9 protein-coding genes and 1 pseudogene are annotated in these 12,361 nt (G+C 44.1%); 6 read left to right on the top strand and 4 right to left on the bottom strand.

Annotated elements, in window-relative coordinates; translation table 11 throughout:
• Positions 1 to 152 precede the first annotated feature (152 nt).
• A complete protein-coding gene (locus JWG45_RS17670; RefSeq protein WP_205274325.1) occupies positions 153 to 536 on the bottom strand; it encodes a phasin-related domain-containing protein in 384 nt (127 codons plus the stop codon).
• Between the two features lie 200 nt (positions 537 to 736).
• On the opposite strand from JWG45_RS17670, the gene JWG45_RS17665 reads away from it, so the two are divergent.
• The gene (locus JWG45_RS17665; RefSeq protein ID WP_205280950.1) at positions 737 to 1,408 is read left to right on the top strand and encodes a hypothetical protein; all 672 of its coding nucleotides are present in this window, start codon (positions 737 to 739) and stop codon (positions 1,406 to 1,408) included.
• 240 nt (positions 1,409 to 1,648) lie between these two features.
• Positions 1,649 to 2,071, top strand: a complete 423-nt coding sequence (locus tag JWG45_RS17660; protein WP_205280949.1) for a hypothetical protein — start codon at positions 1,649 to 1,651, stop codon at positions 2,069 to 2,071.
• Between the two features lie 6 nt (positions 2,072 to 2,077).
• Here the strand turns inward: JWG45_RS17660 and JWG45_RS17655 are convergent, their stop codons facing one another.
• The 3 genes and pseudogenes from JWG45_RS17655 to JWG45_RS17645 all read right to left on the bottom strand — a co-directional run bounded on the left by JWG45_RS17655 (position 2,078) and on the right by JWG45_RS17645 (position 7,245).
• A complete protein-coding gene (locus JWG45_RS17655; protein WP_205280948.1) occupies positions 2,078 to 3,289 on the bottom strand; it encodes a serine hydrolase domain-containing protein in 1,212 nt (403 codons plus the stop codon).
• Positions 3,290 to 3,505: 216 nt separating this feature from the next.
• Positions 3,506 to 5,311 (bottom strand): annotated as a pseudogene (locus tag JWG45_RS17650) (motility associated factor glycosyltransferase family protein); the annotation flags it as partial.
• Positions 5,312 to 5,436: 125 nt separating this feature from the next.
• Positions 5,437 to 7,245 (bottom strand): penicillin-binding protein, encoded by a 1,809-nt coding sequence (locus JWG45_RS17645; protein WP_205280946.1) that lies wholly within the window; start codon positions 7,243 to 7,245, stop codon positions 5,437 to 5,439.
• Between the two features lie 299 nt (positions 7,246 to 7,544).
• On the opposite strand from JWG45_RS17645, the gene JWG45_RS17640 reads away from it, so the two are divergent.
• The 4 genes from JWG45_RS17640 to dnaK all read left to right on the top strand — a co-directional run bounded on the left by JWG45_RS17640 (position 7,545) and on the right by dnaK (position 12,256).
• The gene (locus JWG45_RS17640) at positions 7,545 to 7,739 is read left to right on the top strand and encodes a hypothetical protein (RefSeq protein WP_205280945.1); all 195 of its coding nucleotides are present in this window, start codon (positions 7,545 to 7,547) and stop codon (positions 7,737 to 7,739) included.
• A gap of 869 nt (positions 7,740 to 8,608) precedes the next feature.
• Positions 8,609 to 9,637 carry a heat-inducible transcriptional repressor HrcA gene (hrcA, locus tag JWG45_RS17635; RefSeq protein WP_205280944.1) on the top strand — a complete coding sequence of 343 codons (1,029 nt, stop codon included), beginning with the start codon at positions 8,609 to 8,611 and terminating at the stop codon, positions 9,635 to 9,637.
• Positions 9,638 to 9,651: 14 nt separating this feature from the next.
• Positions 9,652 to 10,290: a nucleotide exchange factor GrpE gene (gene grpE / locus JWG45_RS17630; RefSeq protein ID WP_205280943.1), complete on the top strand. Its 639-nt coding sequence runs from the start codon at positions 9,652 to 9,654 to the stop codon at positions 10,288 to 10,290.
• 34 nt (positions 10,291 to 10,324) lie between these two features.
• Positions 10,325 to 12,256: a molecular chaperone DnaK gene (gene dnaK / locus JWG45_RS17625; protein WP_205280942.1), complete on the top strand. Its 1,932-nt coding sequence runs from the start codon at positions 10,325 to 10,327 to the stop codon at positions 12,254 to 12,256.
• Positions 12,257 to 12,361 lie beyond the last annotated feature (105 nt).

Raw genomic sequence — 12,361 nt, 5'->3', positions numbered from 1 at the left:
GCTTATAAAAAAAAGGAAAAGGATCCGTCGATGATGCTTGCTCATAGGTGAGAAAGTGTATCGAAAGAGAGACGATTGTCAAGAAAGGAAAGGAATCAAGAAAGGGTTCAGGCGGGTTTCATCCCGCCCGAGAGGGAAATGGAACTCGATTCTTATTTAGAAGCGGGTGCTTTTCCGGAAGTAGTGGTTTTAATCGCTTCAGCCACTTCGTTAATTTTAGCTTTTACAGCTTCAATTTGGCCTTCAGGGATTTTGTTTTTGATCTCTTCGGTGATTTTGTTGTAGTTTTCGATGATCTTAGATCTGGTTTCTTCGTAGTTTTTTCCGGCTACAGAAGACACTTCTTTGATGTCGTTGAGAACTTTATCAACAGTTTCGCGGATTTTGACAGTCGCTTCGGAATTGTCGGAAGCTCCTTTCGTTACAAGCTCCAAATAGGTTTTTTCGAGATCAGCTTTCGCTTTACCCAGACCTTCTTGACCAGCTTTGATGAGTCCAAGACCCGCATTCAGAACATCTAGAATTTGCTTTTCCATTCGATTTTTCTCCTTGAGATCGATTCTTTTGTGCATCGCACAATCCTTTTGTATTGCGGTGCACAATTTCCGTCAACCGAAAAAAGAAAAAATTTTCATAAATTAAACCTTTTTTGAAAACATTCTACGACTCAGGGTTTATATAAACTCAGAAAGGAATCTGATTGATTCCGTTATAAAAAAAGGCATAGGCAAATACGATGAGTCACAAATCCATTCCATCCAGCATTATTTTTCTAATCTTCTCCCTGATTACGATAGATTGCTCTCAGTCAGAAGATCATTCTCCGCCGATTCTCCCTGCGCTTCTTCCGGTTGTTTCTGAGGCTTCGATTTCCTCCGTAGCCGAAAGTAAAACATTTGCCACGTTTCGAGAAATCGACGCGACTCAAAATCCGCTCCCCTGCCTACCAAGTCCTTCCAATCCGAAATCACTTCAACTGAAGGGCGACCAGTGGATGGCAGGAGGCGGAATCACAGTTTATATTAGGGACCACCTAACGGGTGAAGGCGTTCCTTTGTTATTCGTTGAGAATCATCTCCCGGTTTTCCAAACCGTAAAAGGCCGAAAATATCTTGCCTATTTGCTATTCTTTATCGATGGATTTAATGACACCGAAATCGATGGACAGATGTTAGTTGTTGAATTCGTTGCAAAGGAAAAAGACGAATTCAATTTTTACGTAACGTCGCAAAACACAGGCTTATACGTAAACGGAAAGTCTCACGAGTCCAACGTACAGTACGAACCGGTCGGACAAAACGTGCTCTGGCACACACCTGCAGAACGGGCTCAAGCAAGAAGAGATAACTATAATTTGAACGGAGGAGACGACTACGTCGTCGAATATTTATTCGATCTCACACCTTAACCCCGAACCCATTCTCGATACAAGATAAGATTTTGAGAAGATTCATAAGAAATGATCTCTGGTTGTTCACGTTGATCCTAAAGATCATTTCTTAAATTTTGTAGATTGCAAAACGCCGTCCTCCCGCTCAATCATCGACGAATTCTTTTTAAGAAAATGGAATGCGAATTATATCCCGGGATTCCGCTTGTTGAGGATTGAATTGACGATCGTCAAAATCATTCCACACTCGGAACTTCCGTGAAACCTTTCCCATTCTTTCTTTTTTTATTCCTCTTTCAATGTGGTCCCGCGTTTCTTCCCGAACCTACCAAAGAAAAAGTCACACGAGAAGATTTAGCGGGTTCCTGGGAATACTCCGCAGATTATGGAAAAACAAGAATCGTTTTAGAGTTAAAAACAAACGGAACCTTTATCCAGACGATCGAACGTTCCTCGGATTCAAAACCTCAAGTTCAAAAAGGCAGATGGGATCTCAAGGAATCAGAATTAAGAATCAAAGTTTTAAAACCGAACCGCGAAAATCCATCCGATCCCTGGATTCTGGACTGGGCGCATTGGTGGATCATCGAAAGCACTCAGGAAGGTTCCAACTTCGCCATCTCCGGCGCCGCCGATGATAGCGACCCGGATAATTGTTTCGAATTCGAGCGTATCCGTTGATCGAATTCACTGAAGCAAAGACGGAATGAAACGTTTTGCATCCTGTCCAAAAAACAAAGAAGTCGAATTCGGTTGAAGTAAAGAAAAAATGCTGAAAACATTCGTGTTGAAGTTATTCACTCCGACGACCGCGTAATAACCTGCATTCCGATCAATCCAAGGATAGAATCCATTGGCGCCAAAGCTGTGATAGACGATGTCTTGTTCGCAAGTTGCAGGAACGTCCGGTGTGGAACAAAATCTCCAATTTCCTAGACCGTAGTGCCAACGATAACCAAAGGCGGCAAATTGAGAATATTCGATCGTCGTCTGAGATCCATACTGATCGCTGAAAAGTTCTCGGACCAAGGCAACTCTCGAACCACCCGTCAAAATAGAAACAGTCGCTCCAGAGGCAGAAGTATAAATTCCATCGTTGATCAACATGTTTAGAATTTTAGAATAATCTACTGCGTTGATATAAAGGCCGTAGGCCCCCGCCAAACTTCCGTCCCCGGTTTTGTTTGTGATATCCGCGTACCATTTACCGTTGTCCGGATCGATCTTGGAAAAATCCATCTTCGCTGCGGCGGCAAATTCGGTATCAAAGATCTGCTGCCAGGTTTGCCCCGCCGCAACCTCTGCCATTCTCTGTGCGACGGCCATGTGAAATGAATTGTAATAAAAAACATCACCCGGCGCTTTTAGAGTTTGTGTAGAATCTCGTATTGTACTAACACAGTTATTCTTATCAGTAGCACTCGCTCCCGTTGGGAGGGTGAAGATACAACTTTTGCTTTCCGCGCTCGGAGAAGCCGGATTTAGACCAGAAGTAAACGCGAGGAGTTGTCTGAGTTTGATCTGCCCCTTAACTCCGGTCCATCCGAGGCGCGTCCCTGTTGTTTCATCCAAACTCATAAGACCTTGATCCACAAGTCTCAAAATCAAAGAAGCGGTAACTAACTTCGAAGCGGAGAAAATCGGTCCTGTTTTCGTCGAGGTCAAGTCGCCGGTTTCCCTTAAATAAACACGAGTTCCATTCTTCTTAAACACTTGAAAAGAAGCTCCGGTCTTGGAAAAAGAAGCCATGTTCGAGAAACATTCATCTAAAGAAGGACAACCGATCAAAGCCCTCGCCGCGATAAAGTCCATCGTTTTGTCTTCTTCTTTCGGATTACAATTCATAACAAAAATAGCAAATGCAAATAACGCGAACGTCGCAAAATTCCGAATCCCCATAGTCCCGCCTCTTTATTTTTTGGAAAAAGAGAATCGATTTTAAATTAGAATCAACAAAAACTCGAATCGCTCGGATAAAAAACGATTCAAGTAAACATTTGTTCATATTTGTTACGCGACAAAGAGTCATATTCTTATAAGAATTCCAAAAAGGGTGAATGATATTTTTTGAATATTATTTTCGGAACGAGAACCCGAAATGTTTTCCAAGAAGAATTAAGAATTCGAAAGCTGAACGATCGTTTTTGAAATGAGTTTAGAATGAAGATTACAAGCTTCTTCCAGTCCTTGATACAAAAGAAGGCTTTTTTTGGCGATCCCGAGTCTTTCGTTTTTTTTCTCTTCCAAAGTCAAGCCGCCCTCATAACCTTCCGTAATCATAAGAACCGTTCTTTGAATGCTCATTCCCAAAATTTCGGTGAGTCCTTTTCTGGAAGAGACTTCCTCGTCGATCCGATCCATTTCTTTTAAGCTCTTGAGAATCTGATCCTTAAAACGATCTTCGGATTTGATCTGAAAATAAAGACGATCAGAAAGGACTTTTCCCTTTTTGACCTTTTCCGAAAATCCTTTGAGCTGACTGGAAAGACTTATTAGTTCAGAAAGAATTCTTTTCCGAAGATCGAAGTTTTTGGATCCGATCGAAGTCAACGTGCCACCCTGCGATCGACAGAGCCTTTCGATTTTCTCACACACCGATCCAACGACGTCGAAGCTACATTCATTATTTTGAATGTATTCAGAGAACTTTGGATTGGGAATTCCTTCCAAAACAACACCTTCCCGTCCGAGGTTAAACCAAGGTTTTTTTTTCGGATGTTCTTCGAGCCATTTTTTAAAGATCAAAAGTTTTTCGTTGGTCCGAACGCTTCCGCCTTTTAAAGAAGGTGCGTGTTTTACCGGAAGAGCGGTCATCTGTTTGTGATTGTGATATTCTCTTCTTAACTTTCTACTTTCGATATAATTCAGCCTTTCTTCTAAGACCGCACCCTTGCAGTGAGCGAGTTTATTTGGAAAGGAAAGATCTTGCCCTACTAAAAGAACATTCCTCGCTTCCATCCTTTCCGCAAGACTGACCGCGTTTGTGGAAACGGAACCGCCGAAATCGATAACTCCGATTTCTTCTTCCGGATCGGATGAAAGGATCCTGATCAGAGGGAACGGAGAGGAAGTAAAAAAACCATGTTTAAATTCTCCAGGCAAACGAAGAGAATGATACGAAGAAGTCGGATCGAAAACGATCTTTGCGTTTCCGGAATACCCTTCCAGATATTTGGAATTGAGTGCTTGTGGATCCACGGAAAAAACCAGGTCGGGATCGATTCCCGAGTTCCAAAGAACCATCAAAGCGGTGTCCACAGCAATGATCACATAACGTTCTCTGTAACTTCGAATTTCTTCCAAGGAAAGAAGAAGAGACGGACCCGCCCCGCATACGAGAACATCGACCTTCCCTTCGCAGATTCCAAATAAGGTTTTGATCGGTTGCATTCCGGAAAGTGCGGGAAGATTGGAGATAAAGTTTCGAGTCCAGATTCTTTCAAAACGAGTGAGCGTGGAAATGTTTACGTCCTTCTTGTGAAAAAAACCTTCAGCGATAAATCTCAATTCTTCATAGGATTCTTTTTTCCATTGGTTGCTTCCTCGATGTGCGATAAAGCTGATCGGGAATCCCGAAATCCCTCGAAAGGCTGCGTAAAGATCCTGTTCGATGATAGGAGAAAGTAAAATCCGCAAAGAACCGGATTCTATAAATTCGGAATAATCGAAATACGAAAGCGCATAACGGAGAACGATCGCCTCCGCCTCCATCCAGACCGTCGTCACGTTCTTCCGTTTCAAACTCTCTTGAATGGAATAACCGATTCCGGCTCCGAAAAAAAGAAAAACCCGTTCCTCGTCCCCTTTTTTCAAACCTTCGAGAAGACGTTTGGATTCGGTGACCGGATCCATCGAGCTGTGAAGAGAAATCCCGTCCGCGACCAAAATCGGAAGTCCCGTCTTGGAAGTTTTGACTTCCAGTTCTTGATCGGATTCCAAAATTCTTTCTTCGATTCCGGGTGAAACCGTAGACAAGGCTTTTAGATTTTTTGAAAGGACGGATTCGTCTGAGGAAGTATTCATTTTAGGATTACAGAATATTCCATTTACTTAAAATATAAATTCAGCCTTCCGTCTCCGATTTTTTCTCCGGCGCTCGGCTCCTGTTGATAACAAAATCCGCTTCCGTGAAATTTTACCGGAACTCCCAAAGGTCTTAATATTTCCAGGGCTTCCCTTTTGCTTTTTCCCACGAGATCGGGAACTTCTCCCGGCTCCACAACTTTCAAATTCTTTCTTTGAAAACGTTTGAGAGAAACGTTGAGCGTCTTTTCCCCTTGTTCGATAATCGGGATGATATTTTCCACCACCTCTTTGAAAACGGGCGCCGCAAGCCCTCCTCCGGAATGAGTTCCTCCTTTCGGTTCGTCAAAAAGAATCAAGCCTACGACCTTGGGTCGTTCCGCCGGAAAGAATCCGATAAACGAAGCGGACCAAAGACCTTCTACATAACCTTTTCCTGATACAGCTTTTTGTCCGGTTCCGGTCTTTCCCGCGATGGAATATTCTTGAATGTAAGCGTTCTTACCGGTTCCGGATTGAACGACTCGGGTCATCGCTTTCAAAATTCTTTCGGTCGTATATTCTCGGATTCCGATCGGAGTTTCTTGCGTTTTGAATTCGTGAAGAATTTCTCCGTAAGAATCGCTGAAGTGAGAGACAACTCTCGGTGTCAGCATTCTTCCTCCGTTGACGACCGAAGCGGCAGAAGCCACGAGTTGAATCGGAGTCACGGAAACCCCTTGTCCGATCGCCATAAACATAGTGGTGGCCGGAGTCCATTTTTTCAAAGAAGGAAAGTAGCCGACAGATTCGTTCGGTAAGAATCCGGTCTTTTCTCCGAATTGAAACTTCTTCATATAATCGTAGAGAAGAGGTTCCGGAATTCTTTGTGAAGCTTTGATAATTCCTACGTTGCAAGAGTATTGAAGAATTTCTTCCAGGTTCAGATGCCCGTGCGCGTCCGTACATTTGATTCTCGTTTTACCGAGTTCAATATAACCGGGACAGTGAAACTTCTCGTCAGGACGTATTAGATTTTCATTGAATAGAATGGAGGCCAAGAAAATTTTCATCGTGGAACCGGGCTCGTAGACGTGACGGATCGCCCAGTTTGTATGCGAATTTTCTTCCGATGCATTGTATTGATTCGGATCAAAAGCCGGAAACGAAGCAGAAGCCAAAATTCTTCCTGTATTGATTTCCATAAGAATCCCGATCGCTTTTTTGGATCCGGTTTCTTCAAAACGTTTGCCGAGAGCTTTTTCGAGTTTGTATTGGATCAAACCGTCGATGGTAAGATGTAAATTACTTCCTCGTGAAGAATCCGATTCCGTCGGAGTCATGAGGTCTTGGTTGTATTGCACTTCCAAACCGGAGAGCGCGCGATCGTCGTCCATTCCCGTAAAACCGACAAGACTAGAAGCGAGATTTCCGTGCGGATAAACTCGTTTGTATTCTTTTTCTCTTCTTACACCCGGAAGAGAAAGATCCATAATCTTATTGCCAAGGGCTTCGTCGATTTCCCTCTTGAGAAGAAAATAACGGCTCTTCTCCCGAATCATCGCTTCGATTTTTTCAGGGGACATTTCGAGATAAGGCGCGAGTTGAACCGCTGTGAAATTCGGATCGTAGATGTTTGCGGGATAAATTCCGATCGTTGCGGAATCCACCGTCATCGCGAGTTCGATTCCTCGACGATCGTAGATCGTTCCTCGCATGACCCGATCTCCGGTTTTGAGGATAACCTCTCTTTCGTTGAAGAATGTGAGAAAGACAACTCTCCCGACGAGAATCAAGAAAAGAAGACAGATAAAAGAAAATAGGATGGTGAGCCTGGTTTTACGGGAATTCATTCTCTTTTTAGTAAGATCGACGGAAGCCCGAAATTCGGAAAGTGTTGTTTTCGAACTTATGGAATTCTATAGAATTCTAAAATATATTCCGTTATAGGGGATTTTATTCTGTTTTAATGGATAATAAGACTTGACATTTGAAAAGTAGGAACTCCTAACGTGCCAAGGAACTCGGATGGAGAAAGTCGAAGTCTGGGAATTTTCAGAGCCGCCCTTTTTGGTCGGAATTTCGTCCAGAACCTTGCTTCCTCGACGAAACAACGATTTCAAGGAGAAGCCGGATTCTCCCGAAAACAAAGATGAGAACCTTTCAGGTTCCCGGGATTTCCAATTCCGGTCCCGAGCATTGGAAAACCTTTTGGAAGAATTCCACGGATTTCAAGAATCCAACAAAAATACTGGGAGAATCCGGTCTTTTCCATCTGGGCGGAAAGTTTGGTCCGACAAATCGAAAACAGAGGAGAATCGGAGAATTCCATCCTTATCGGAAATAGCCTCTGGTTGTCTCTCGATTGCCAAGACACTCAATCGAATTTCGAACCGAATTTGGGAGCCTCTCTTATTTCCCTCTGGATCCGAAGTCTGCAGTCTTTCCAAAGATCTTGTGAGCACAGAGAGGAGATACAATGAGAATCAGCCGACAAAAAAGGCCTTTTTAGGAGTTCCTACACGGGGATTTCTACTTGCAAAAAGTCTAATTTTCTGATAGAGGAAAGTCACCCGATTTTTTCCACCACCCACCCCTCCACCCGAAATTTGGGCGGGGCGCGCGACTTTTACGGAGGAGTTGTCGTAGTTCCGACAAATTTTCTTAAAATCCAGACAACGAAAAGACAGGAATTGTCTTTCCTAGGGAAGAACTTGCGGAGTTCCCGCAAAAATTCCTTAAGACAAACGAATAGATTCTTTTTCTTTTCACCGAAACCGATCCCGATTCCAGACCTGATTTTCCGAGAATTTGGCCAAACTCTACAACCTCGAAACGATCCGTCTGGGAAAACTCGTTCCAATCAACTGCGAATCCCTGCGCGGAGCTTGGGAAGATGAATTCAAAACCTACTCCGATCGGATCCGACGGATTTCGTAAAAAGCAATCGTTCGTCGAACTTCCGACCACCGTTCCTCTTTCAAAAAGCGAGACATGCCGAAGAGAACAAAACCCAGATTCTCTTTCTTTCCAAAAGGGAATTCCTTCTCAAAACGCTTTCAACTTCCCGCACTCTTCCAAGCGGATTGCCAAAAAAAATCTAAATTTTGCCCTCCCAAGCCGCTCCGGGACTTTCTTCCTTGACATTTTTAGCCTAAATTCGGAAACTTATTGTATGGATTAGCACTCTAACATTCAGAGTGCTAAAAAAGAAGTATGGATCTCTCTGAGCGTCATAAAAGAATTCTGAAGGCCCTTGTGGATGAGTTTATTCTCGAGAATCGACCTGTTGGTTCGAAGACCCTCTTTGATAAGCACGACATCGGACTTTCTCCGGCGTCGATACGCGCCGTTCTGAAAGACTTAGAAGATTTTGGATATCTTGCTTCTCGACATACATCCGGAGGAAGAATTCCAACGGAAAGAGGATATCGATTCTACGTCGATTCCCTCGTAACGATGTATGAGCTAACACTCAAAGAAAAACAAAGGATCCAGGAAGAATACCTGAAGATGCAGTTTAAGTTGGATCAGATCCTCAAAGCTACAGCCTCGGTTCTTTCTTCCTTATCCAACGCTGCGGGAATCGTAATCGGTCCCGCAAAAAACTTGGATACGTTAAAACATTTGGAACTCATCCACGTTCACGGAGACGAAATTCTTATCATTCTTGTAATGAGATCGGGAACCGTTCTTCACAGAAATATCTTTGTGGATCAGAATTATTCGCAGGAAGCTCTTTATCAGATTTCGAAATATCTGAACGACAACTTACGAGGATATGATATATTCGAAATTCAGAATACAGTGGTTCCGAAGCTGATGATCCGCAGGGACGGCCCCGAGGATTTTGCAAGAATCGCTCCTCTGATTTCGTCCGCGATGACACCGGAGAATTCCGAAGTCACGCTCTATATCGACGGATTTAAGAATCTCTACTCGAACTTTAGAGACGAAGAAGAACAACTTTCACAGGTTCTTTCTCTTTTGGATGACCAAGGGTTTTTAAGGGGATTCTTTTCGGGACATATCGACCAGGACGGTGTTTATACGATCATCGGAAAAGATGGAGATCAGTTTATGTCCGGAGTTTCGATTATAACTTCCAACTATAAGATGGGAGAAAAAAAGATCGGAGCCCTCGGAATCATAGGACCGCAGAGAATGGACTATAACAAAGCCCTTCCTCTTGTGGACTTCACTTCCAAGCTGGTCTCGGAAATGGTAACGCGCATTAGTAAATAACGGGAGAAGATTCTATGGCCGAAAACACAAACGCAGAAAACAAATCTTCCAGAGAAGAAAAGGCCAACGAGAAAAATTCTCAAACAGTAACATTAGAGGAAACGAAAGTAGAGAACATGAATCCTGAAGAATCAACACAATCAACGGAGCAACCCGAAACCGTAGAACCGGAAATTACGCTTCAAATTGAATTAGAAACCGCTAAAAAGGAAGTCGAATCGTTAAAGGATTCCTGGGCGAGAGAAAGGGCAGAGTTTCAGAACTTCAAAAGACGTTCCGCTCAAGAATTCGGATCGATCCGAAAAGAAGCCGTAAAATCTCTCGTTACCGGATTCTTAAACCCGATCGATAACCTGGAACGTGTCGCGACGACTCAGACGACTTCGGAAGAATTAAAACCATTCGTAGACGGAGTCGCGATGGTCCTAAAAGAGTTCTATTCCATTTTAGAAAAATCGAATGTAGTTCGTTTTGATCCGAAAGGAGAATCCTTCGATCCGATGTCGATGGAAGCGCTTTCTTCGGAAGAAAACGATCAGTATTCGGAAGAAACCGTAATTGAAGTTTATCAACCCGGTTACTTCTACAAAGAAAACGAAGAGAAGTTTGCGCTTCGACCTGCGAGGGTTCGAATCGGAAAACCAAAGGCATAATTAGAATCTCAGGGAAGTATAAAGGAGCACAACAATGTCCAAAGAAAAAATCATAGGAATCGACTTAGGAACTACAAACTCGGTCGTTTCCGTCATGGAAGGTGGAGACCCAGTCGTTATTCAAAACTCCGAAGGAGCGAGAACGACTCCTTCGATCGTAGCATTTACAGCAAAAGGAGAAACTCTGGTAGGACAGTTTGCCAAAAACCAGGCGATCACCAATGCGGCAAATACGGTCCGTTCTGCGAAACGTTTTATCGGACGCAGGCTGAGCGAATGCGAATCCGAGATGAAACACGTTTCTTACAAAGTGGTTCGTTCCGGCAACGAAGGCGTAAAGTTCGAAACTTCCGCGGGAGAATTTACTCCTCAGGAAATTTCCGCGCGTGTCCTCATGAAAATGAAACAAACCGCGGAAGACTATCTCGGTCACAAAGTTACGAAAGCCGTAGTTACCGTTCCTGCGTATTTCAATGACGAACAACGTCAAGCGACTAAAGACGCCGGAAGAATCGCCGGACTCGAAGTGGAAAGAATCATCAACGAACCGACCGCTGCAGCGCTCGCCTACGGATTTGATAAGAAGAATGTAAATTCCAAAATCGCCGTATACGATCTCGGTGGAGGAACGTTCGATATTTCGATTCTTGAACTCGCCGACGGAGTCTTCGAAGTAAAATCCACAAACGGAGATACTCATCTCGGTGGAGACGACTTCGACATGGCAATCATGGAATGGATGATCGCGGAATTTAAGAATCAAACCGGAATCGATATTTCCGCGGATAAGAACACCGTACAAAGATTGAAAGAAGCCGCAGAAAAGGCGAAGATAGAACTTTCGGGAACGATGTCCACGCAGATCAATCTTCCGTTCATCACTGCGGATGCGTCCGGTCCAAAACATTTAGACATGACTCTTTCCAGAGCGAAGTTCGATCAACTTACAAAATCGCTCGTAGATCGTACGAGAATTCCTTGTGAAAACGCGCTTCGTGACGCGGGACTCAAGGCTTCTGAGATCGACGAAGTGATTCTTGTGGGTGGATCGATTCGGATTCCAGCGGTTCAAGAACTGGTAAAACAGATCTTCGGAAAAGAACCGAATAAATCCGTAAACCCGGACGAAGTCGTTGCAGTAGGAGCCGCGATCCAAGGTGGAGTTTTAGCGGGAGAAGTTTCCGACGTTCTTCTTCTCGACGTAACTCCTCTTTCTCTTGGAATCGAAACTCTCGGCGGAGTGATGACCAAGCTGATCGAAAGAAACACAACGATCCCAACGAAGAAATCGCAAGTGTTTTCGACTGCGGCGGACAATCAGTCTGCGGTTTCCATTCACGTTCTCCAAGGAGAAAGAGAGATGGCGTCCGCGAACAGAACCCTCGGTCGTTTTGATCTGATTGGAATTCCACCTGCACCAAGAGGAGTTCCTCAAATCGAAGTCACTTTTGACATCGACGCAAACGGTATCGTTCACGTATCCGCGAAAGATCTTGGAACGAGCAAGGAACAAAAGATTCGTATCGAATCTTCTTCCGGATTGTCCGAAGACGAAATTCAAAAGATGGTTAAGGATGCCGAAGCCCACGCGGCGGCTGACAAGGCTCAAAGAGAAGTGATCGAAGCGAAGAACGAGTTAGACACTCTTGCTTATTCTTTGGAAAAAACCGTGAACGAAGCCGGAGATAAAATCGCCGAGAACGAGAAACAACTCGCGACCGACGAAATCAAACGCGCTCGTGAAGCGATCGAAAGCAATGACAAAGCAAGAATCGAATCTGCAAAAGCATCGATTTCCAAAATTGCTTCCGAGATCGCTACGAAGATTTATTCTCAAGGAGCTCCCGGAGCTGAACAGCCAGGAGCCTCTGGAGGCACCGGACAGGGTGCTGGAGACAATTCCGCGAACAACGGGGAAAAGGTCGTCGACGCAGATTATACTGTAGTGGATGATGAGAAAAAATAAAAACTTTGAGTAGTCGAACCCGGGGGGGGGGGGGGGGGGGGGGGGGGGGTTTGGTTTGAGGAGGAGGGGTGTTGGTTGGGGGATCAAAGGAAACCAAATAAAAAA

It is taken from the genome of Leptospira ainlahdjerensis (assembly GCF_016919175.1).
Lineage (GTDB): Bacteria > Spirochaetota > Leptospiria > Leptospirales > Leptospiraceae > Leptospira > Leptospira ainlahdjerensis.
The sequence above is the reverse complement of the archived record's forward strand: the minus strand, read 5'-3'. Positions and strand labels throughout refer to the sequence as shown.

What these genes read in the sequence shown, in the direction of transcription:
- JWG45_RS17670 (WP_205274325.1), bottom strand. Translation starts at nt 536, where the DNA reads ATGGAAAAGCAAATTCTAGATGTTCTGAATGCGGGTCTTGGACTCATC.
- JWG45_RS17665 (WP_205280950.1), top strand. Translation starts at nt 737, where the DNA reads ATGAGTCACAAATCCATTCCATCCAGCATTATTTTTCTAATCTTCTCC.
- JWG45_RS17655 (WP_205280948.1), bottom strand. Translation starts at nt 3,289, where the DNA reads ATGGGGATTCGGAATTTTGCGACGTTCGCGTTATTTGCATTTGCTATT.
- JWG45_RS17645 (WP_205280946.1), bottom strand. Translation starts at nt 7,245, where the DNA reads ATGAATTCCCGTAAAACCAGGCTCACCATCCTATTTTCTTTTATCTGT.
- JWG45_RS17640 (WP_205280945.1), top strand. Translation starts at nt 7,545, where the DNA reads ATGAGAACCTTTCAGGTTCCCGGGATTTCCAATTCCGGTCCCGAGCAT.
- hrcA (WP_205280944.1), top strand. Translation starts at nt 8,609, where the DNA reads ATGGATCTCTCTGAGCGTCATAAAAGAATTCTGAAGGCCCTTGTGGAT.
- grpE (WP_205280943.1), top strand. Translation starts at nt 9,652, where the DNA reads ATGGCCGAAAACACAAACGCAGAAAACAAATCTTCCAGAGAAGAAAAG.
- dnaK (WP_205280942.1), top strand. Translation starts at nt 10,325, where the DNA reads ATGTCCAAAGAAAAAATCATAGGAATCGACTTAGGAACTACAAACTCG.